This is a genomic window from Listeria grayi DSM 20601, assembly GCF_000148995.1.
Taxonomy (GTDB): domain Bacteria; phylum Bacillota; class Bacilli; order Lactobacillales; family Listeriaceae; genus Listeria; species Listeria grayi.
The window spans coordinates 78133-98478 of record NZ_GL538352.1; the positions used below are offsets into that span (position 1 = coordinate 78133).

The 20346-nt window shown below is 41.2% G+C and carries 20 protein-coding genes; 14 read left to right on the plus strand and 6 right to left on the minus strand.

Translation table 11 applies throughout. The annotated features are described in order from the left end of the window. Positions 1 to 191 precede the first annotated feature (191 nt). Complete coding sequence (locus HMPREF0556_RS00460) at positions 192 to 623, minus strand: low molecular weight phosphatase family protein (RefSeq protein WP_003754419.1); 432 nt, start codon at positions 621 to 623, stop codon at positions 192 to 194. Positions 624 to 856: 233 nt separating this feature from the next. On the opposite strand from HMPREF0556_RS00460, the gene HMPREF0556_RS00465 reads away from it, so the two are divergent. The 6 genes from HMPREF0556_RS00465 to yhaM all read left to right on the plus strand — a co-directional run bounded on the left by HMPREF0556_RS00465 (position 857) and on the right by yhaM (position 9914). Beyond that, on the plus strand, positions 857 to 2965 hold the full coding sequence (locus HMPREF0556_RS00465; protein WP_003754420.1) for a PBP1A family penicillin-binding protein: 2109 nt from the start codon (positions 857 to 859) through the stop codon (positions 2963 to 2965). A 24-nt stretch (positions 2966 to 2989) separates the two neighbouring features. After that, positions 2990 to 4360, plus strand: a complete 1371-nt coding sequence (gene fumC, locus HMPREF0556_RS00470; RefSeq protein ID WP_040486347.1) for a class II fumarate hydratase — start codon at positions 2990 to 2992, stop codon at positions 4358 to 4360. A 94-nt stretch (positions 4361 to 4454) separates the two neighbouring features. Next, a complete protein-coding gene (locus HMPREF0556_RS00475) occupies positions 4455 to 4805 on the plus strand; it encodes a YlbF/YmcA family competence regulator (RefSeq protein WP_036104807.1) in 351 nt (116 codons plus the stop codon). Between the two features lie 120 nt (positions 4806 to 4925). Then, entirely contained in the window at positions 4926 to 6155 is a 1230-nt protein-coding gene (locus tag HMPREF0556_RS00480) for a metallophosphoesterase family protein (RefSeq protein WP_003754425.1), read from the plus strand. Positions 6156 to 6157: 2 nt separating this feature from the next. After that, positions 6158 to 8935: an ATP-binding protein gene (locus HMPREF0556_RS00485; RefSeq protein ID WP_003754428.1), complete on the plus strand. Its 2778-nt coding sequence runs from the start codon at positions 6158 to 6160 to the stop codon at positions 8933 to 8935. 37 nt (positions 8936 to 8972) lie between these two features. Further along, a complete protein-coding gene (gene yhaM / locus HMPREF0556_RS00490; RefSeq protein ID WP_040486348.1) occupies positions 8973 to 9914 on the plus strand; it encodes a 3'-5' exoribonuclease YhaM in 942 nt (313 codons plus the stop codon). A 46-nt stretch (positions 9915 to 9960) separates the two neighbouring features. Here the strand turns inward: yhaM and HMPREF0556_RS00495 are convergent, their stop codons facing one another. The 4 genes from HMPREF0556_RS00495 to HMPREF0556_RS00510 form a co-directional block, all read right to left on the minus strand. After that, positions 9961 to 10824: a peptidylprolyl isomerase gene (locus HMPREF0556_RS00495; RefSeq protein WP_003754431.1), complete on the minus strand. Its 864-nt coding sequence runs from the start codon at positions 10822 to 10824 to the stop codon at positions 9961 to 9963. Positions 10825 to 10936: 112 nt separating this feature from the next. Then, positions 10937 to 11476 (minus strand): DUF3267 domain-containing protein, encoded by a 540-nt coding sequence (locus HMPREF0556_RS00500; protein WP_040486349.1) that lies wholly within the window; start codon positions 11474 to 11476, stop codon positions 10937 to 10939. A 166-nt stretch (positions 11477 to 11642) separates the two neighbouring features. Then, positions 11643 to 12008 carry a YtxH domain-containing protein gene (locus HMPREF0556_RS00505; protein ID WP_003754435.1) on the minus strand — a complete coding sequence of 122 codons (366 nt, stop codon included), beginning with the start codon at positions 12006 to 12008 and terminating at the stop codon, positions 11643 to 11645. A 58-nt stretch (positions 12009 to 12066) separates the two neighbouring features. Further along, complete coding sequence (locus tag HMPREF0556_RS00510) at positions 12067 to 12489, minus strand: HIT family protein (protein WP_003754437.1); 423 nt, start codon at positions 12487 to 12489, stop codon at positions 12067 to 12069. A gap of 165 nt (positions 12490 to 12654) precedes the next feature. Between HMPREF0556_RS00510 and HMPREF0556_RS00515 the strand changes: the two genes are divergently transcribed. Both HMPREF0556_RS00515 and HMPREF0556_RS00520 read left to right on the plus strand, forming a co-directional pair. Further along, entirely contained in the window at positions 12655 to 13407 is a 753-nt protein-coding gene (locus tag HMPREF0556_RS00515) for an ABC transporter ATP-binding protein (RefSeq protein ID WP_003754439.1), read from the plus strand. Then, complete coding sequence (locus HMPREF0556_RS00520) at positions 13397 to 14611, plus strand: ABC transporter permease (RefSeq protein ID WP_003754440.1); 1215 nt, start codon at positions 13397 to 13399, stop codon at positions 14609 to 14611. Before HMPREF0556_RS00515 ends, HMPREF0556_RS00520 begins: the two co-directional genes overlap by 11 nt. A gap of 57 nt (positions 14612 to 14668) precedes the next feature. Here the strand turns inward: HMPREF0556_RS00520 and HMPREF0556_RS00525 are convergent, their stop codons facing one another. Beyond that, positions 14669 to 15172 (minus strand): antibiotic biosynthesis monooxygenase family protein, encoded by a 504-nt coding sequence (locus HMPREF0556_RS00525; protein ID WP_040486350.1) that lies wholly within the window; start codon positions 15170 to 15172, stop codon positions 14669 to 14671. A gap of 186 nt (positions 15173 to 15358) precedes the next feature. Here HMPREF0556_RS00525 and hemE point away from each other — a divergent pair, with 186 nt between their 5' ends. The 6 genes from hemE (at position 15359) to HMPREF0556_RS00555 (ending at position 20283) form a co-directional block, all read left to right on the plus strand. Further along, complete coding sequence (hemE, locus tag HMPREF0556_RS00530) at positions 15359 to 16411, plus strand: uroporphyrinogen decarboxylase (protein ID WP_003754444.1); 1053 nt, start codon at positions 15359 to 15361, stop codon at positions 16409 to 16411. A 6-nt stretch (positions 16412 to 16417) separates the two neighbouring features. After that, positions 16418 to 17350 carry a ferrochelatase gene (hemH, locus tag HMPREF0556_RS00535; protein WP_003754446.1) on the plus strand — a complete coding sequence of 311 codons (933 nt, stop codon included), beginning with the start codon at positions 16418 to 16420 and terminating at the stop codon, positions 17348 to 17350. Between the two features lie 159 nt (positions 17351 to 17509). Continuing rightward, a complete protein-coding gene (locus HMPREF0556_RS00540) occupies positions 17510 to 17848 on the plus strand; it encodes a hypothetical protein (protein ID WP_040486351.1) in 339 nt (112 codons plus the stop codon). 113 nt (positions 17849 to 17961) lie between these two features. Continuing rightward, the gene (locus tag HMPREF0556_RS00545) at positions 17962 to 18747 is read left to right on the plus strand and encodes a GNAT family N-acetyltransferase (RefSeq protein WP_040486352.1); all 786 of its coding nucleotides are present in this window, start codon (positions 17962 to 17964) and stop codon (positions 18745 to 18747) included. A 64-nt stretch (positions 18748 to 18811) separates the two neighbouring features. Further along, positions 18812 to 19582: a Cof-type HAD-IIB family hydrolase gene (locus HMPREF0556_RS00550; protein WP_040486353.1), complete on the plus strand. Its 771-nt coding sequence runs from the start codon at positions 18812 to 18814 to the stop codon at positions 19580 to 19582. Positions 19583 to 19605: 23 nt separating this feature from the next. After that, positions 19606 to 20283 carry a Bax inhibitor-1/YccA family protein gene (locus tag HMPREF0556_RS00555; RefSeq protein ID WP_040486354.1) on the plus strand — a complete coding sequence of 226 codons (678 nt, stop codon included), beginning with the start codon at positions 19606 to 19608 and terminating at the stop codon, positions 20281 to 20283. The last annotated feature ends 63 nt before the right edge of the window (positions 20284 to 20346 follow it).

Consider the following 20346-nt stretch of genomic DNA (forward strand, 5'->3'; position numbering starts at 1 on the left):
ATCACTTTTATTAAAGAAGTCTACTTGTTGTATATGTTTTGCTAATTGTTGTGTTAGTAAATCTGCCCCATCGAATGTTTCCCTCCCTTTAAATTTAGTTAGTTCAATCTAAATTATAATTTAGATTTGGCAATAACACAATTGTTTTATCATTTTTACGCAGAAAAACCTCCTAAAAGAAGGAGGTCTTCTCAAGCATCCATCAAGTCAAACTCAAGATTTTTGACAGAAAGCGCGATATCGTCGCAAACTTCCTGATAGGACACCCATTTGTTCAGCAATTCCTGCCGCCTTTCCGGATCGTCGATATCCCAATAGATTACTTTGTCTTGTAGATCTTCGGGAAAATTTGGAGCGATTTCATATTCAGAATCATAAATGGTAACGATCAAATCGGCATTTATAAGTAATTCGCGGTTCGGGACAAATGAAATATGAGTAGGTGGTTCCATTGCATACTCGTGCAATGCTTTTTTTGCAAGATTCGTAACAGCAGTCTTGCGCCAGGAACCACTAATAAATGTGAAATTTACCAGTGGCAGCTTTTTTGCCCAAGCTTCGGCGATCGCGCTTCTGATGTGAGTTTGAGAGATGAAATAAATCAGCTTATGCACATTATTCATTCCTTTCAAGTGTAAAAGAACACTTTTTGATGCTAAAGAATTCTTCAAGTAGTAATTGATACCCGCTTTTCAAAGGGTAGAAACCCGATATCTCTAAAACAAAAGCATTATATTACGTTTGTGTTACGAAAATAGGTCTCAAGTTGGTGGCGTTTCTTCCGAATATCAAGTAAAATATAGCTAGTCTTTAAAATAAGCGTTCTATTCTATAAAAGAAAGACAGGAGATTTATATTGAAAAATGATGAAAATAAATTGATAGTCTATATCAAACAATTTTTTGCATTTATTTGGAAGTGGATTTTAATCGGATTTAGAAAATTTCGGCGTTTTCTGCGTCAAAAACATATTATCAAATTCTTGATTCTGATCGGTCTATTACTTATTCTAAGCTTTATTATTTACTTAGTCATCGTAGCGAAATCAGCAAACATCGATACGCTCAAAAAAGGACTGGAAACAGCCACGATCATTTACGACAAGGACGGCGATAAAGCGGGAGAACTTTCCTCTACCGAAGCAACGTTTATCGGTATTGATAAAATCTCGCCGAATCTGCAGAATGCTGTTGTATCGATTGAAGACAGACGTTTCTATGAACATAAAGGTTTCGACCTGAAGGGGATTGGTCGTGCCGCACTGGGGCTTGTTAGTTCCGGTCACATTTCTGGTGGTGGTAGTACGATCACGCAGCAGCTTGCTAAAAACGCGTTGCTGACAATGGACCAGACATTCACCCGAAAAGCGAAAGAAATCTTTATGGCGCGAGAAATCGAGCGAACTTATTCCAAAAAAGAAATCTTGGAAATGTATTTGAATCGTTCTTACTTCGGTAACGGAGAATGGGGCGTAGAAAATGCTTCCCAAAAATACTTCGGTAAAAGTGCTTCCGAACTCAATATTCCAGAAGCAGCCACAATAGCAGGTCTGCTTCAAGCGCCAAGTGCCTATGACCCTTATAATCACATGGAAAAAGCATTTAATAGAAGAAATATGGTGCTACGTGCGATGGTCGCAAATGGAAAATTGTCGAAAGCAGACAGCGAACGCTATCAAAAGCAGACGATCGCGCTCAAGGATAATTCGAAGGACCCGTTGGCGAACAAATATCCATGGTATGTGGATGCGGTCATCAATGAGGCAGTTTCCAAAGCGGATGTGACTCAGGATGAGATCATGCGCAAAGGATATAAGATCTACACCGCACTTGACCAAAACTACCAAACTTCGCTCGAGCAAACTTACAAAAATGATTACTTATTTGCAGCGAATGCTTCAGACGGAACAAAAGTCCAATCTGGGGCAGTCTTGTTGGATCCGGCAACTGGCGGTATCAGAGCCTTGGTCGGGGGAAGAGGGGAGCACACATTCCGCGGCTATAACCGCGCGACCCAAATGAAAGCTCAACCTGGTTCCACTTTAAAACCGCTGTCTGTTTACGTGCCGGCACTGCAAGACGGATGGAAAGTAGACTCCGAACTGACCGATGAACCGAAAACCTATAAAGGCAATTACAAACCAACCAACGTCGGCGGCAATTATCAAGGTAAAGTGCCGATGTATACAGCGGTAGCTAACTCGATCAATGCACCGGCAGTCTGGCTGTTGGATCAGATCGGTATCGACAAAGGAATCAAATCAGTAGAACGATTCGGTATCCCTACCGAAGATGGTGACCGGACACTTGGCCTAGCGCTGGGCGGAATGAGCAGAGGTGCTTCGCCGGTTGAAATGGCAACAGCCTATGCAACCTTTGCCAATAACGGTGCTAAACCGGAAGCGCACGTCATCACGAAAATCGTTGCTCCTTCTGGCGACGTGATCTACGAAAACGAACCGCACAATAAACAGATCATCTCGAAAAAAGTGTCGAGTGAAATGACATCGATGCTACTAGACGTTATTAAAGAAGGAACTGGGAAAAGCGCAGCCGTTTACGGATATGAAATGGCCGGAAAAACCGGTTCTACGCAAGTACCATTCAACACGATCGGTACAAAAGATCAATGGTTTGTCGGTTATACACCTAACTTAGTAGGTGCCGTTTGGATGGGCTTTGACAAAACAGATAAAAATCATTATTTGACGACCAATAGTTCCAATGGGGTCGCCAACCTTGCACATTACGTGATGCAAAGCGGTCTCAAATACCAAAAACCGACGAACTTTGATACGGAGAGTGCCTCGCGGATCACCGAAGAAAAAGCAGCAAAGAAAAACAGCACAGGCGATATGTGGTCCTCTATCAAAGATAAGGCTTCTGATGCAGGTAAAACAATCAAAAATGGAGTTGGCAAAGTAAAAGATAAAATTTCTGATTTATTTGGTGCTTTTGGCCGCTAAAAATTAGTATTGGAGCGATGAATGATGACACGGATCGAACATGATAGTATTGGGGAAATCGAAGTAGACGATGATAAATTCTGGGGAGCGCAAACCGAACGTAGCCGCCGCAATTTCAAATTTACAGATGAACAGATGCCGGAACCGATCATTCAAGCGTTTCTCGAATTAAAAAAAGCTGCCGCGAAAGTTAATCATCAAGAAGGCAGACTTACTGCTGAAAAAGCTGAAGCAATCGAACGAGCTATTGATTTTGTTCGTGAGAAAGATGTAATGCCGCATTTTCCGCTCGTTATTTACCAGACGGGAAGCGGTACCCAATCAAATATGAATGTTAATGAAGTGATTGCACATGTTGCCAATCACGAGCTCCAAACCCAAAACATTCATCCAAATGATGATGTCAATATGTCGCAAAGTTCCAATGATACTTTCCCGACTGCTATGCACATTGCTGCTTACAAAGTTGTCGATGACCTGCTAAAAGAAATCGAGACTTTCGCCCAAGTGCTTGCTGAGAAAAAAGAAACATTCCGTTCCATCGTTAAAATCGGCCGTACTCATTTGCAAGATGCTACGCCGCTTACGCTCGGTCAAGAAATCAGTGGCTGGGAAGCAATGGTACGGCGTGGCAAGCAATTTATTGAGGAAAGTCGTGCCGCACTGCTTTCGCTAGCGATCGGTGGGACGGCTGTCGGAACAGGACTTAATGCCAGTGCGACCTTTGGCGAACATGTTGCCAAAGAATTGGAGAAACAAACAAATTTCCCATTCACATCCGATGAAAATAAATTTTTCGCATTAACAAGCCACAGTCCGATCAATCACGTCCATGGCTCGCTCCGCAGTTTGGCCAGCGATCTGCTAAAGATCGCAAATGATGTCCGTTTCTTAGCAAGTGGTCCCCGAAGCGGGATCGGTGAACTCGAGATCCCTGCAAATGAACCTGGAAGTTCGATCATGCCGGGAAAAGTAAATCCAACACAATGTGAAGCCTTGACAATGGTAGTGGCAAAAGTAATGGGGAACGACACGACCATCAATTTTGCGGCAAGCCAAGGTAATTTTGAATTAAATGTTTACAAACCTGTCATTGCTGCGAGCTTTTTACAATCTGTTAAACTATTGCATGAAGGTATCTACTCTTTCCGTGTGCATTGTATCGAAGGCTTGGAAGCAAACGAAGCAGTAATCAAAGAAAAAGTAGAAAATTCACTTATGCTGGTAACTGCTTTAAATCCACATATCGGCTATGAAAAAGCGGCAACTATCTCGAAAAAAGCATTTAACGAGAATACAACGCTAAAAGAAGCGGCTATTGCGACCGGCTATGTCACCGCAGAACAATTCGACGAGTGGGTCGATCCGCTCAAAATGACAAATAGTGGTGAATGAGCGGGAATGCAATGTTTCTGCTAGCGTCTATGGATTCTTTTTGTTATAGTGAGTAGGAAGAATCAAACTATATAATTAGGTGGAGGATATAGACATGGCAATTAATATTTATGATCTAGCAAATGATTTAGAAAAAGGAATTCGTGAAACACAAGAATTTACGAATTTACAAGAAGCATACCGTTCTGTAAATGCAGACGCGACTTCTAAAGAAAAATTCGATCGTTTCCGTGAAGTACAAATCACGATCCAAGAAAAACAAATGAGCGGACAAGAAATCGACGAAGAAACAATCAACGTTGCCCAACAAGTGGCAGATGAAGTTCAAAAAGATGAAGCAATCGTTGCTTTAATGGAAAAAGAACAAGCGATGAGCACGATCATCAACGATTTGAACCGGATCATCATGACACCTCTGCAAGATCTTTACAGCGTTGGCGAATAATAGCTGAAAACTCTCGGAAGGGAAACTTTCCGAGAGTTTTTTTATGCGGATTAGATTGCATCGATCTCATTTTTTTAGTATAATAAGAACGTATATTCGCTTTTAGGGAGGCTGAGGAAAATGAGTGGAGTACGCTTTCTACATATCGCTGATCTGCATTTGGATAGTCCGTTTATCGGTCTAAGTCACGTCGGTGAAAAATTACATAAGATCATCCAAGAGAGCACCTTTGCTTCGCTCGTAGCTTGTGTGCAGATCGCTATACGCGAACAAGTCGATTTTGTCCTCATTGCGGGTGACATTTACGACAGCGATGATCAAAGTGTCAAAGCACAAGCACGTTTTTATCAGGCTATGAAAGAACTAGAACAAGCTGCTATCCCTGTTTTTATGATCCATGGGAACCATGACTATTTGAAGGGAAATCGTGAGACACTCCTTCTACCGGAGAATGTTACCGTTTTTCCCGAAAAAGTAGCAAAGTACTTATATCAGACAAAAAATGGCACACAAGTTGATATCCAAGGTTTCAGTTATGGTAGCCGACATGTGATGGATAGCCAATTAGATAAATATGAAAAACAACCTGCTGATTTTCATATCGGACTATTACACGGTTCCGAAAGAACGCATGCAGATGGGCACGATGTCTATGCGCCATTCACAACGAATGAATTGCGATCAAAGGGCTTTGATTATTGGGCACTTGGTCACATCCACAAGCGAATGCTGCTGCAAGAGAGTGGGCCAGTCATTTATTATCCTGGTAATATCCAAGGAAGAAACCGCAAAGAAAGTGGTGAAAAAGGAGCAACGCTTGTACAACTAGACTCGCAAGGCGCCGCATTGACTTTTTACCCTACGGCTCCGATCCAATGGGAAACCGTTACACTTACGATCGAATCAGCAGAAGTAATCAATACATTTTTTCAACAAGCTTTGGAAATGATCGAGAGCTATGCTGTCCAAGATGGCTCCTATCTGCTGGATATGGAAGTGACAGTCACAGCAGAACATCCAACTGTTTCTGCCAATGATCTACTGGAATTAGTGCAGGATAACTGCAAGCAGACTGAAACGAGTTTTGTGTGGGTCAATTCCCTGCGTCTGATAACGAAAAAAACAAGCCAAACCTCTTTTCTGGAAACACATCTAATTGGGGAAGAGTGGCAAGCCGCCAGCAATGAACTACAAGATGAAAGTACTTTTTTCCAAGTCATGGAGCAGCTCTATTTTCATAAAGGGATCAACCGCTTTCTGACGGACATCACTGAAGCAGAACGGACGGAGTTGCTGACGGAAGCCAACCAGTATTTAGAAAAGGCACTCGCAGAATTGGAGGACGACTGAGCATGAAGATTACAGCTATTGACATTATCGGCTATGGCAAATGGATCGATGCACATTTTCATGATTTACAGGCAATGCAGCTTTTTTACGGGGCGAATGAAGCAGGCAAATCAACGATCATGGCATTCATCCACAGCATCTTGTTCGGTTTTCCTACTCGTCAGCAATCTACGCCACGAATGGAGCCAAAAACCGGGGGAGCATATGGCGGAAGACTTACGCTGACAGACACAGCACTCGGAACAGTAACGATCGAGCGTCTAAAAGGAAAAGCGACTGGTGATGTTACGCTCTATTTGGAAGACGGATCGATCCATGGTGAAGCAAAATGGAATGAACTGCTCGGCGAAATGGACCGCGCGACTTATGAAGCGATCTTCTCCTTTGATATCCATGCTTTGCAAAATATCCAGCAGTGGAAACAGGCAGATTTTGAACGATATCTATTGGCTACGAGCATGACCGGCTCCGACTTGCTGCTGAAAGCGATCGAAAAATTACAAAAGGAATTAGATAAACGTTTCAAGCCAAGCGGACGTAACCCACTTATCAATAAACAATTGGAAACAGTCAAAGCAGCGAATAGCCGTTTTGAAGAAGCGAAAGCGCACAATACCAACTATGAAACGCTTTATAAGGAAAAGGAAGAACTGGAAGAAGCACAGCAGATCAATCTGAATAGACAGAAGACACTACGCTTGGAACATGACCAGAAGCAGGATTGGCTCGATTATTGGGAAAGTTACCAAGAATGGGCGAATTTGGCAAAATATTTGGCTGATAAAGAGCGGGTTGCTTTTCCGACGGATGGGATCGTTCGCTTAGAGCATTTGAATAGCCGGCTGACAGAAAATAAAAATAAACATATTCAGTTACAAGAAAGGTATCAGCAGTTAAAGAAACAAACTGAGAAAATGGATTATTCGTTTTTTGCGAACAAACAAGATGAGATTACTGCGATTACAGAAACCTATCCGCTTTACCAAGAAAATCTACAGCGTTTAGCTGCCCTCCAGAAAGAATTAGCTGACATCGATCATTTGCTAGAAGAACAGGCATTCGAAGTTGATCAAGAGCTCCTTCTACGCAATTGGCAGCCCATATACATGCAGCAGATCGAGGAAGAAGAGCTAGCCTTACAAAGTAATCAACAACGTCTGGAACAGATCGCTTATTTTATGGAAGAAGAAGCGCACAAACAAAACCAGCTGCAGCAACAGATCGATCATTTAGAAGCGGAGATGTGGAGCCGGCAGCAGTTCCAAGCGGCGGAAGAACAGCAGCAGAAACGCCAGCCGAGCCGTGCAGTCAAACCAAACCGTAACAGGTTGTTCCTTCCTTTACTAGCTGTGGGAATAACAGGTATACTTGCAATTTTTCTACCCTCAAAATGGATGCTTGCGCTATTTGGTTTAGCAGTTTTACTAGCAGCAGGATGGCTACTTAATAAACGCCAACCGATCAGTCAAGCCTTTGATCAAAGTGAATTGGCAGAATTGATGGAGCAACGACATAAGCGCCAGACGTGGCAAGAAGTATTAACGCAATTAGATGCATCACAAGCGAAAACAGAAATATGGCGGGAAGAATGCCAACAGAGATTTGCTGAAAATGAGCAGCGACGTGAACGGATACATGCTACTTTACAAACACTGGGAATAGCGGCAGAAGCTGTGAATCAAAAATATTATCCTTTTTTTATCAAATTGGAAACGAGCGTGCGACAAATCAAGCAAAAACAACAGTTGCAATCTGATTCTCAAGCAATCCACGAAGAAATACAAACGTGGCGTGAACGATGCGTGGCGCTAAAGCCACCATTTCAAACAACTACATTCGAGGAACTGATAACGTTGTTGAAACAAGGAATGCGGGAATATCAAAATGCAATCGCATCCGTTACGAAACAGGAGGATAAACTCGAACAAGTCGAAGCAGAGTTAGAACTGATCCGCCGTGATGCTGCCAGCTTGCAAGCAGAGAAAGAGGCGTTACTGGAAAAAGCAGGAGTAGTAGAAGATGAAGCATTCCGCAAACGTCATCAGGAAGCAGAAGAAATCGAAAAAAATAAAGCGCGGAAACACTTTTTGGAAATGCAATCTGATCAAAATGTCCGGGAAGCGCTGCAGGCATATGCTTCCAAAGAGACGCTGAAAGCAGAATTGCTTGAGATCGAAGCTGAATTGGCACAGATCAGCCATGCACAAGAAAAAAGTCATGCAGAATATGCACGTGTAAACCATGAGATCCAATCATTGGAAGCGGGAGGAACATTCGCTGCGCTCATGCAGGAATTTTATACAGAAAAGAGTCTGCTTCAATCTCAAGTAAAAGAATGGATGACGATCCGCCTCAGCTTGGAGATATTAAAGCGGACGCTGGAACGGCTACAAGCAGATAAACTGCCGAAAGCACTCGAACTTGCGAGCCGTTATTTCAAAAAATTGACTAAAGGACATTATGTTCATGTCCGTTTTGCTAATAATCGCTTACAAGTCGAAACCAGCGATCAAGTGTTTTTCTTTCCGGAAGAATTGAGTCAGGCTACAAAGGAACAGCTTTATCTAGCAGTTCGATTTGCCTTCATTGATATTCTTCATAGCAAATATCCACTTCCGATCATCATTGACGACAGTTTTGTAAACTTTGATAAAGAGCGTCTAGCGGAAATGATGGATCTACTAAAAATGCGACAAGGTAAAAATCAAGTATTGATGTTCAGTTGCCATGAAACAAGTTCAGATTATTTTTCAAGTATGGAGCGTGTCGTGCTATACTAGAGAAAAAGAAAATGCAGATAGAAAGAAGGCGACAAAATTGGAAAAACGACTATTAGATTTTGAAGTTGGCAGTACGGTCGAATTGTATCTGTTGATAAAATCGAGCGTGAAAGGAACAGCAAGTAATGGGAAGCCATTTTTAAGTCTTGTATTTCAAGATAAATCAGGGGAATTAGAAGCGAAATTATGGGATATCAAAGAAACGGACGAACAAGCCTACGGAGCGGAACAAATTGTTCATGTCGTCGGCGATATTCAAAATTATCGGGGCAGAAAGCAGTTGAAAATCAGACAGATCCGACAAACATCCCCATTTGATAATGTCCAAGCATCCGAGTTTATGGAAACAGCACCAATCGACAAAGCGAGTATGGCTGAAGAAGTAACGCAATATATTTTTGAAATGAAAAATGCGAATCTACAGCGTATCACACGAGCGATTTTAAAAAAACATCAAGAAGCATTTTATGAATATCCAGCAGCAATGCGGCATCACCATGAGTTCGTTTCAGGACTTAGTTTCCATGTCGTTTCGATGCTGCGCTTAGCAAAAGCGATCGCAGGTTTATATCCCAATGTCAATCAGGATCTGCTGTATGCTGGGATCATTCTACATGATATCGGCAAAGTGAAAGAATTATCAGGACCGGTTTCCACGACATATACATTGGAAGGAAACCTGATCGGTCACATTTCAATCGTCGTAGAGGAAGTCGGCAAAGTAGCGGAAGAGTTAGGAATCGATAGTGAAGAAGTCGTCATCTTGAAGCATATCCTGCTAGCACATCACGGTAAAGGAGAATGGGGCAGTCCGAAACCACCGCTTGTTCGGGAAGCAGAGATCTTGCACCAAATCGACAACTTCGATGCGACAATGGTCATGATGGACAAAGCATTGCGTCATACGAAGCCGGGTGAGTTTACGGAACGTGTCTTTGGTCTTGATAACCGTGCTTTTTATAAACCGACATTTGAGTAAAAGAAAAAGCGCAGGAACCAAATCGGCTCCTGCGCTTTATTTCATTTTATTTCGTTTTAGAAGTAAATTGGGAGAATGCATCTTTTAGATCTTTGTCTTCCACTTTTACATTTGCATCTTTAAATTCTTTTTTAAGAGCTGCTTGAACAACTTCTGCGTTGTTCATTTGGCTGTCGATGTAGTCTTTTTTCACTTGTGCTTTGTCTTTTTCGAATGTTGCTTTTTTAGCAGGTTCATCTAATTGGATAACGTGGTAGCCGAATTGAGATTTAACTGGTTTACTGATATCGCCTTTTTCTTTCAAAGCGTAAGCAGCTTTTTCAAAAGCTGGGTCCATTTGTCCAGTACCAAATGCATCTAGTTTGCCGCCTTTTGTTTTCGATGCTGTATCAGTAGAATATTTTTTAGCTAGATCAGCAAATTTCTTGCCGTCTTTTAATTCTTGTTCTACTTTATCTGCTGTTTTCTTGTCAGCAACTAAAATGTGGCTAACAGTAATTTTTGGCTGCCAAGTTTTGTAGTAGTCTTGCAATTTCTTGTCAGTTACTTTGATATAAGCTTTTGTTGCTTTTTGACGAAGTAATTCGTTTTTCAAGCTTAATTTATACATTTTTTCTGTTAAGTTAGCTTGTTGCAAAGCACTTGCAAATTGATCGCCATATTGTGCTTTAGCAGCGTTATATTTTTTGTCTACTTCTTTGTCACTCACTTTATATTTATCATCAAGAATTTTATTAAATGTAAGTAGTTGAAGTACTTGCTCGCCATCTTTATCTTTCAACGCGTCGTACAACTCGTCTTTTGTAACGTCTCCTTGATCAGATTTAACGACTGCGCCGCCCCCGCCGCATGCAGCTAATCCAACTATAGCCATTAGCATTACGAGGCTTAATAGTAGTTTTTTCTTCATTAAAAAAACACTCTCCTTAAAAGTTATATATTTCTGTCAATACTTTCCTATCATATCACAAATTTTATTGAAAATGAAAAGATGACAAAATTCTAATGTGATTTCGTCATTTTTAATCAGATATTAATATTGAAACGCCGTTTTGAGCATGTTCAATGTAACATTTTTTCGGTGTTGCCCAGATTTGTTTCAAGATCAGAAAATCAAGGGATGACATGCCGACATGAACAGCGATCAATGTTAAAAACAGCCAGTCATGGGCGATTGGTAACGATACAGCAAGCCCGATCAATAGCGCAGAGATCGCAAAAAATGGGAAAAACAATGAACCGATATAGAGCCACTTCGGGATAACTTTTGTCCGTTTTAAATGTACACACGGAACGATATAGAAGTGGACGCGCCATTTGAAAGCTTGTAGATCTAAATAGGGTAAACAAATCAAATACTGTGCCAATTTATGGAGTGGGTAAAGTGCGAGTAAAGCTAAGAAGCCTATAACCGGGTAATGGTTTGTAAATTTTTCTGGATAAAGAAGATTATGACTGACACAAATAATACAAAAAGCTGCAAACCCGATGAGAACTCCTTTTAAAATAAGCCGATTGTATTCATCGCGGCGCTCTGTAGATACAGATTTCAAGCAACGCATTCCTATTCCTCCAATAACTGGTAACTTCCATGTTTTTATTCTGCAAACACTCATAGTATTTTAGTCTTTTCGGAACTAGATTTCAACCCTTTTTCATAATTATTTTCAATAAAAAAACGAGAAAAATAGCGAAGCCGTTTTTTCTCGTTTTTTAAAGGGAATCAAATCAACTTTTTTTGTCTTTTTTGAGTGTTTTTTCTAAATCAGAGATCGTTTTTTGCATGTCTTTGATTTCATCTTTTAGACGCTTTTTCTCAGGCTCCATATCCTCATTCCATTTAGACACAGATTCTGAGATTTCGCTGGAAACGTCTTTCAGCAAAGAAGCACCTTCAGAACCAAGAACTTGAACAGATTGAAGAAGTTCATTTGTATTATAAGCAAGTTCTTTCACAATAACGCTTGCTTCCACGGATTTGTCTAAAATGTTTTTGCGAAGCTCTTTTCCAGATTTTGGAGCTAATAAAATGGAAGCCGCAGCGCCAATAAGGCTCCCAGCGAAAATACCTATGATCGTTGATTTTTTATCCATCTAATCTCACCTCGTCGTTTATTTGAACTTACATTCAGTATACCCTGAAATAGGGAGTTTACACTAATCTTTGATTGATTTCAGCTGCTAGTTTTTGAGCTTCTTCGTTGTTGAAATCATCTTCGTTGCTATGCCAGATCAATCCAAAGCCATCTTCCTTGCTGTAGCGCGGAATCAGATGAATGTGGCAGTGGAAAACACTTTGCGAGGCAACTTCTTCGTTATTGTTCAAGATATTCATTCCTTCGAGCGGCAATGTCTCTTTAAGTGCATTGGCGATTTTAGGAATGCGTTTGAAAAGTGCTGCAGCTGTTTCTTCTGGCAAATCAAACATATTACGTGCGTGTTCTTTCGGGATCACAAGTGTATGCCCTTTGGTAACTTGCCCCAAATCGAGAAAGGCGTATACTTCCTCATCTTCATATACTTTAGCAGAAGGGATCTTCCCAGCGGCTATTTGGCAAAAAATACAATCTTCCATTGATTAGGCCACCTCTCTATGGCATTATTCGATCGCCTTAGAAAAGGCAACCTACTTACCATTAATTTATCATAAAATCGAGAGAAAAGCATGTATCAACTAGGATTATGATAAAATTTACGTTTTATGCTATGATGATAGAAAGACAGATAAGGAGGCTATAAGATGGGTTTAGTAGATGTGAAAAATCTTGTAGGCGGCTATACTAAAAGGCCTGTTCTCAAAGATATTACTTTCGAGATCGGGAAAAAGCAGATTGTTGGATTGATTGGATTGAACGGTGCTGGGAAAAGCACGACAATCAAACATATCACTGGTTTGATGCAACCAAAATCAGGAACGATCTCCGTAAATGATAAAAAATTGGTAGATGACACGGAAGTATATCGCAAGCAGTTTGCGTATATCCCGGAAACGCCTGTATTATATGAAGAATTAACATTAAAAGAACATTTGGAATTGACAGCGATGGCTTATGGCTTATCGGAAGAACAATTGAAGGAGCGAATGCAGCCGCTATTAAAAGAATTTCGAATGGAAAATCGCTTGAACTGGTTTCCAGCGCATTTTTCCAAAGGGATGAAACAGAAAGTAATGATCATGTCGGCCTTCCTGATCGAGCCTTCCTTGTATATCATAGACGAACCCTTTGTTGGACTTGATCCATTGGCGATCCAATCCTTGCTGCAATTGATCCAAAAGATGCGGGATGACGGTGCGAGTATCTTGATGTCGACGCATATTCTTGCTACCGCCGAAAAATACTGCGACTGGTTCATTATTTTGCATCATGGTGAGATTCGTGCACAAGGGACATTGGTAGCGCTTCAAGAGGAGTTCCAGATGCAGGGGGCTTCTTTAGATGAGATTTATATTCAATTAACCAAAGAAGAGGACGTGGACGAGGATGTCTTTTAATAGCCGGGAATTATGGCAGAAAAGATTCGAGGCTTATACGACAGAACTTATTCGTTATATGCGCTATATGTTCAACGATCACTTGTTGTTTGTGCTGGTCATCGGTGTAGGTGCAGGGATTTTTTACTACGCCGGCTGGGTAAAAACGATTCAAGAGACGTTCCCGGCGATCCCGTTAATGGTGACATTGTTGACGATCGCGGTAGTTATAAGTCCGATCATCACGCTGCTGAAAGAGCCTGACATCGTTTACTTGATTGTGAAAGAAACAGAGATGCAGGATTATTTTAAGCGGGCAAAGCGCATCAGCTTTTGGATGCAACTTTATCTGTATATCGTCATTTTAGCTGTAGCAATGCCTATGTATGTAGGGGTTACACATCGGTCATATTTCCATTTTTTCTTATTGCTCGTATCGATTGGCGCAATCAAGCTATGGAATGTCTATACGAATTGGGAGAGCATGAAGCTAGATAACAGCGATACGACATGGATGTTTGCACGTGTGGTTATCAGCGCGCTTCTCATTTATCTGCTGTTGGCTTTTTCCTTTTACTGGACGATTCCGTTGACCATTATTGTATTGGGGCTTTCATATTGGGGGCTGAAAAAACGGACAGAAGGGATCATTTTAAGATGGGAGATCCTGATCGATAAAGAACAAGGACGAATGAATCGTTTCTATCGCTTGGTAAATTTATTTACGGATGTTCCGCATTTGAAAGGAACGGTCAGAAGACGAGCCTATTTAGATTTCCTTTACCGGCCGATCCCATATGCAAATCGAAAAACATATGCTTACTTATGGAGCCGCACTTTTGTACGAATCAATGAATTTAGTGGACTTTATCTGCGGCTAACCGTGGTGGCAGTTATCTTGCTGATTTTCTTAAGTGGCTTTTACTTAACGATCGTGTTCTCACTATTATTCTTATATTTGACCGGTTTCCAATTCATTCCAATGATCAAGCACTTTGACGGTCAGATCATGCAGCGCCTGTACCCGATCACGGAAGCGGTGAAGAAGCGAAGCTATATTCATCTGCTACGGATTCTTTTGCTGGCACAAGCTATTTTGTTCAGCTTGATAGGTATCGCGCAAAATGGAAGCGTGGGCGGACTATGGATCTTGATTATTAATGTCGGTTTCGTAGCCGCATTTACTTTCCTATATGTACCTTATCGCTTGAAAAAAATGGAGTAAGCCATGATAGTTTATGAGGTTAAAAAGCCTTCTGTTTCTTGAACAGAAGGCTTTTCTTTATTTACTATCATGTCTGAAGGCGGGGTAATGATAAATATCTGTATGTGAGAAATTGGCTTGATTGCCCGCTTGTTGGATACGCTGCATGATTTTGGAATGGTGCTCGTTTTTGGAAAAAAGGCGATAGGCATCTTCCGAGTCCCAAAAGCTGACGATCAAAAATTTTTGATGGTGGACTTCCTGCGCCAACCGAGCTGCTTGAAAGCCTAACTGCTTTAGTAACTGTTTGCGCATTGCATCAAAGTCCGCTAAAAAAATCGGAATCTCCTCATCGCGGATCGAGAGGTATTCCAGAACAAGAACGCCTGCGTGTTTTCGCTCACCAAACATTTGCAAAATGCGGTATGAGGCGCCTTCCCTAAAAACATTTTCTTGCTCGGTTTCATGGTAAAGAAGGGATTGCTCATAATTTTGGAAAAGCTCTACGCCGTTTGATGGGATCTCGTCTAAGACTTGTCTAAGATAATGTTCCGTCCCCATTGTAATATAAACATGTTTCATTTTAATGACCTTCTTTCTAAAGGGAACAATGTTTTTGTCTTCACTATACCGCGATTTTGTAAAAATAAAACCTGACGAAGCCTTCTTATTTGGAATTATTATAAATATCATGTAAACTTATTTACGGAACATAAAAGGTAAATGTTGTTCATTCTTGTGTGTCATTGAACAAGGGAAGGATAAGAAATGAAAGAAATTAGTAATGATTTATTTTTACGAGCTGCACGCCGCGAAAAAGTAGAACGTCTGCCTGCTTGGTATATGCGACAAGCAGGACGGTCGCAACCAGAATATCGGGCACTGAAAGAAAAATATTCTTTATTCGAGATCACACATCAGCCTGAATTATGCTCCTATGTGACCAGACTGCCTGTTGAAAACTATGGCGTAGACGCCGCTGTGCTCTATAAGGATATTATGAGTCCACTTCCAGGAATGGGAGTCGATGTTGAAATAAAAACGGGTATCGGTCCAGTGATCGCGCATCCAATCAGACGATATCAAGACGTGGAAAGCTTGGCAGCATTTGATGCCAAATCCCAAGTGCCTTATATCTTGGAAACGATCAAACTGCTTCGAGAGGAACAGCTCGATGTCCCGCTGATTGGCTTTGGAGGCGCGCCATTTACGTTAGCAAGCTATTTAGTGGAAGGCGGCCCTTCGAAAAATTACTACCAGACAAAAGCATTGATGTATCAAGACGAAGCAACTTGGTTCGCGCTGATGGATAAGCTGGCAACTATGACAGCGGACTATCTGTCGGCACAAATCGAAGCCGGTGCATCCGCTGTGCAGCTGTTCGATTCATGGGTCGGTGCACTCAGCAGAGAAGATTATCATTATTACATCAAGCCTAGCATTCGGATGATCACAACAAAAGTGAAAGCGAAGCATCCACAGACACCGATCATTATGCAGGCTGTAGCAGCCGGACATCTTTTACCTGAATGGAATGACGTTCCAATAGACGTTGTCGGAATCGACTGGCGTATGTCGATAGCAGCAGCGCGTGATATTCTGCCTGAAAAGGCCCTGCAAGGCAACTTAGATCCAGCATTATTACTCGCACCTCAGAAAAGCTTTGATAAAGCAAAAACAATTATTGGAGAAGCCGTGAAACAGCCAGGTTTTATTTTCAATTTGGGACATGGTGTTTTCCCGGAAGTTTCTCCCAGCACTTTAAAACAGCTAACAGCGCTCGTACATAGCGAAAGTGAGAAATTGTTAAAAGAAAGGTGATTACGGATGAAGAAAAAAGTTGGATTATTGGCGATGGCTTACGGCACGCCTTATAAGGATGAAGATATCGAACGTTATTATACAGACATCAGACACGGACACCGTCCTTCCGAAGAAATGATCGAGGACTTGCGCAGTCGTTATCATGCGATCGGAGGACTATCTCCACTTGCAAAAATCACGGAAGCACAAGCGTATGGCCTTGGTGATAAATTAAACGAAGCACAAGACGAAGTAACTTTCCAAGTTTACATTGGCCTAAAACATATTGAACCATCTATCGAAGAAGCGGTTCAAAAGATGAAAACAGATGGCATCACAGAGGCGATCTCGATCGTTTTAGCGCCGCATTATTCTAGTTTCAGCGTGGAAGCCTATAACAAACGCGCGCAAGATGAAGCAGCAAAAGTAGGCGGCTTAGTGATCCACTCCATCAATCAATGGTACCAAGAGCCTAGTTTCATCCAAATGTGGGCTGACCGGATCAATAAAGTAGCGAAGAGTATTCCTGAATCGGAATTAGACGAAACCGTATTAGTGGTCTCCGCACACAGTCTACCAGAAAAAATCAAGCAATTTGGCGATCCTTACCCAGAGCAATTGAAAGAAACAGCAAAATTGATCTTTGATAAAACGATTTTGACAAATTATGCACTTGGTTGGCAAAGTGAAGGTAAAACTGGAGAACCGTGGCTTGGACCAGATGTTCAAGATCTAACACGTGACCTTTTCGCAGAGCATCATTACAAACATTTTATTTACACGCCGGTAGGTTTTGTGGCAGAACATTTAGAAGTTCTCTACGACAATGATTACGAGTGTAAAGTCGTAACAGAAGAAATCGGAGCAGCTTATCACCGTCCGCCAATGCCAAATGCGGATGACGAATTTCTTGCTGTTCTTAAAAATGTGGTTTGGAAGAAATATCAAACGCTGTAAAAATAGCTGAAAAGCAGATAGCTGTCGTTATCTGCTTTTTTTATCAAAAAAGAAAGCGCTTTCTAAAAATTAACGAGAATACTATGAGATTTTAATCGATATCTCATCTTGGACGTGCATACTCGGAGTATGTCAAGAAAAGCAATACAGGAGGATATTATGGAAGATAAAGAAAAAGAGAGAATTGCAGCTAATATAGCAATCTATATGAAATGGAATGGATACACGGAACGCACTTTTGCCCAAGCTACTAAATTATCGCAGGCAACATTAAAAGCGATCACTACTAATAAAACAATGAAACCCGTTAAATTTAAAAAATACGTAGAAAAAATCTCTGCGAATCTAGGATTAGATAATGAGTATTTCACTCGGGAGCAAGCGGAAATCACCGCGGCGCCGATTCAATATTCCGACGAAAATAAGCTTCATCTCGGCGATGAAAAACTGAGTGCGATAAGCTTGTTACTTAAAATCAGCGAAATTCATTATAAATAATGTTACGTTCTAAAACAGGCCAACGGACGGCCTGTTTTTTGTTTTAAAAAAATAAGTTGACTTCCCCCTTGCTTTGGCTTAAAATGAAAGCAATTTTTGAAGGAGTGTGTAGTATGATTAGAAAGTTACTGGAAAAGGATCATGATGAAGTAATTGCGTTATTGAAATCAGAAGCTGCTTTGAATGTTTTTTTGATTGGGGATATCCTTAGTTTTGGATATGACAGCGATATCCAGGAAGTATGGGGAGATTTCGATGACACACACTCCTTGCGAGCTGTTTTAGTGAAATTTGGCGATAACTTCTTGCCGTATGCGAAAAATGACGCTTTCGATGTAGCAGGATTAGCCGAAAAAATACTCGCTTATGAGAATCCGATATTAACGGGTGCTAGTCGCGTAACGACCATGTTCGAAAAATACATGCCTGAGTTAGCAGTGAAGCGAGTGGATCAGCATTTTTGCGAATGTGAAGAAGCGAGCAGGATCAAAGTGAATACTGAAGTAATAGTGCGCACGTCGATTCCGGAAGATATACCAGCGATCATTGAGATGCGGGCTAATATAAAAGAGTTACAGCCACGTAGAGAAGACAAAGAACTGATGGTCACGCAATTAGCTGAAAAGACCAAGCGGATCTATTATATCGAACAAAACGGTGAGATCGTTGCTGTAGCAGAGTCAAGCGCTGAAAATCCATATTCTGCGATGATAATCGGTGTAGCGACAAAAGCAGAATACCGCAAACAAGGTTTAGCCAAGACGATCATGAAGAAACTAAGCTGCGATCTGCTGGCAGAAGGTAAAAAACCATGCTTATTCTATAGCAATCCTGTTGCTGGAGCTATTTACGAAGAACTTGGTTTTGTGAAGATCGGCAACTATGCGATCTATAAATAGGCTTTTTGATTTATCCAGCAAAGATTGATATGATAGAGGTATCATAGGGAAAAGGAATGATACTTTGAAACCGAATGCAATATGTTTTTTTGATATGGATGGCACATTATTGAATAGTGAGGCAGAATTATTGCCAAGCTCGATGGAAGCTTTAGAAAAGCTTCGTGAGAATAACATCGTACCGATCATCGCAACAGGAAGAACCCTTATTGAGATCGATAAAAATATGGCAAAAACCAAAATTGATTCAGCAGTCGCGATGAACGGTCAACTGGCTTTTTATAAAGGCGAGGTCGTCTACCAAGATAAATTAGAACCAGAATTAATAGCGCGCTTAACAGCCGAAGCAAAATCGCAAAATGTAGAAGTTTGCTTCTATAATGGCGAGCGCATTGGCGCAACAGCTCAGAATGAAACAGTCAAAAAACATTTTGATTATTTGGGCGAACCCATGCCCGGTGTCTATCCAGATATGTTTGCCAAGGAAACGATCAACATGGCATTATTGCTTCTGGAAACAGGGGACGAGTATTTCCCGTCTAGATTCCCAGAACTGCAATTTGTTCGCAATACACCATTTAGCAATGATGTACTTCGAAAAGGTGGTTCGAAAGCACGCGGGATCGAAAAATTGATCGAAGTCATGGGATATGAAGGAATTCCCACGTATGCATTTGGCGACGGCAAAAACGACATCGAAATGTTCCAAGCCGTAGATTATGCGGTAGCTATGGAAAATGCTATGCCAGGACTCAAAGAACATGCTTCTTATATAACAGATACAAACAATAATGATGGTATTGCGAAAGCACTTGCGCATTATAAATTGATATAAATGAATGAAAAGAGGGATCGATGATGGAAGAAATGAATCGTACAGTCAGACAAGCAACTGCAAATCAAGCAGCACCAAAAGAAGTCGTCATGCAACGAACATTGAATTGGTTTGTGATATCGCTATTGATCGCATCGATCGGAGCAGGCATTGGCAATCAGCTTAGTCCGGAACTCTATTTTCCTTTGTTGTTGACGGAGATCATCTTATTGGTGGCGGCTTTTATTGTCAGAGCGAATAAAAGTGCTCCCAAAGTTTTAGGCTATCCGATCTTGATTGCATTTGCTTTCGTCAGCGGCTTGACGATCGGGCCTGTGCTTACTCACTATTTTGCGATCGGAGCGGGAAATGCTGTGCTAATGGCATTTGCCACCACGACGGTAAGTTTTATCGCCTTTGCAGTTATTGGCGCAAAAGTAAAGAAAGACTTGCAGGCAATGGGTAAAATTCTACTGATCGCATTGATCGTCTTAGTTGTTGTAACCCTTTTCGGGATGTTTATCCCACTTACTTCGGGAACGTCCACTATTATTTCCGGAGCAGGAGCATTATTATTCAGCCTGTATATCGTGTATGACTTCAATCAAATGATGAAGCGGACGATCACCTTAGATGATGTTCCGATCTTAGCGTTAAATCTTTACTTGGATTTCGTTAACTTATTTTTATATTTACTACGTCTGTTTGCTGGACGTGATTAAAAAACTTGCTGCTTCGGGCGGCGAGTTTTTTTATGTTTTGATTAGACAAATTTTAGCGGGAGG

What these genes read in the sequence shown, in the direction of transcription:
- HMPREF0556_RS00460 (WP_003754419.1), bottom strand. Translation starts at nt 623, where the DNA reads ATGAATAATGTGCATAAGCTGATTTATTTCATCTCTCAAACTCACATC.
- fumC (WP_040486347.1), top strand. Translation starts at nt 2,990, where the DNA reads ATGACACGGATCGAACATGATAGTATTGGGGAAATCGAAGTAGACGAT.
- HMPREF0556_RS00475 (WP_036104807.1), top strand. Translation starts at nt 4,455, where the DNA reads ATGGCAATTAATATTTATGATCTAGCAAATGATTTAGAAAAAGGAATT.
- HMPREF0556_RS00480 (WP_003754425.1), top strand. Translation starts at nt 4,926, where the DNA reads ATGAGTGGAGTACGCTTTCTACATATCGCTGATCTGCATTTGGATAGT.
- HMPREF0556_RS00485 (WP_003754428.1), top strand. Translation starts at nt 6,158, where the DNA reads ATGAAGATTACAGCTATTGACATTATCGGCTATGGCAAATGGATCGAT.
- HMPREF0556_RS00495 (WP_003754431.1), bottom strand. Translation starts at nt 10,824, where the DNA reads ATGAAGAAAAAACTACTATTAAGCCTCGTAATGCTAATGGCTATAGTT.
- HMPREF0556_RS00500 (WP_040486349.1), bottom strand. Translation starts at nt 11,476, where the DNA reads ATGCGTTGCTTGAAATCTGTATCTACAGAGCGCCGCGATGAATACAAT.
- HMPREF0556_RS00505 (WP_003754435.1), bottom strand. Translation starts at nt 12,008, where the DNA reads ATGGATAAAAAATCAACGATCATAGGTATTTTCGCTGGGAGCCTTATT.
- HMPREF0556_RS00510 (WP_003754437.1), bottom strand. Translation starts at nt 12,489, where the DNA reads ATGGAAGATTGTATTTTTTGCCAAATAGCCGCTGGGAAGATCCCTTCT.
- HMPREF0556_RS00515 (WP_003754439.1), top strand. Translation starts at nt 12,655, where the DNA reads ATGGGTTTAGTAGATGTGAAAAATCTTGTAGGCGGCTATACTAAAAGG.
- HMPREF0556_RS00520 (WP_003754440.1), top strand. Translation starts at nt 13,397, where the DNA reads ATGTCTTTTAATAGCCGGGAATTATGGCAGAAAAGATTCGAGGCTTAT.
- HMPREF0556_RS00525 (WP_040486350.1), bottom strand. Translation starts at nt 15,172, where the DNA reads ATGAAACATGTTTATATTACAATGGGGACGGAACATTATCTTAGACAA.
- hemE (WP_003754444.1), top strand. Translation starts at nt 15,359, where the DNA reads ATGAAAGAAATTAGTAATGATTTATTTTTACGAGCTGCACGCCGCGAA.
- hemH (WP_003754446.1), top strand. Translation starts at nt 16,418, where the DNA reads ATGAAGAAAAAAGTTGGATTATTGGCGATGGCTTACGGCACGCCTTAT.
- HMPREF0556_RS00540 (WP_040486351.1), top strand. Translation starts at nt 17,510, where the DNA reads ATGGAAGATAAAGAAAAAGAGAGAATTGCAGCTAATATAGCAATCTAT.
- HMPREF0556_RS00545 (WP_040486352.1), top strand. Translation starts at nt 17,962, where the DNA reads ATGATTAGAAAGTTACTGGAAAAGGATCATGATGAAGTAATTGCGTTA.
- HMPREF0556_RS00555 (WP_040486354.1), top strand. Translation starts at nt 19,606, where the DNA reads ATGGAAGAAATGAATCGTACAGTCAGACAAGCAACTGCAAATCAAGCA.